This window comes from Bradyrhizobium sp. BRP22 (genome assembly GCF_020194175.1).
In the GTDB taxonomy this organism is placed as follows: Bacteria; Pseudomonadota; Alphaproteobacteria; order Rhizobiales; family Xanthobacteraceae; genus Bradyrhizobium.
Map to the genome: position 1 here is coordinate 1 of NZ_JADYVX010000149.1, position 275 is coordinate 275.

The 275-nt window shown below is 64.0% G+C and carries 1 protein-coding gene; it reads left to right on the forward strand.

Features of this window, described 5'->3' with window-relative positions:
* Positions 1-275: integrase core domain-containing protein (locus I6F35_RS39760; RefSeq protein WP_225122985.1), on the forward strand; the 275-nt coding region annotated here is incomplete at both ends.

Here is a 275-nt window from a genome sequence, read left to right on the forward strand (position 1 = left end):
ACCAGGGCAGCCAGTTCACCAGTGCGACCGTCACCGGCGCGTTGGCGGGCGCAGGGATCAAGATCTCCATGGATGGCCGCGGTCGTTGGATGGACAATGTCTTCATCGAGCGGCTGTGGCGGTCGCTCAAGCATGAGGACATCTATCTCAAGGGCTATGCCGACGGCCGCCAGGCCAAGGCAGGGGTCGCGAGCTGGATCGCCTTCTACAACGATCGTCGCCTTCATCAGGCGCACGGCTATCGCACGCCGATGGCGGTCTGGCGCGAACGGATG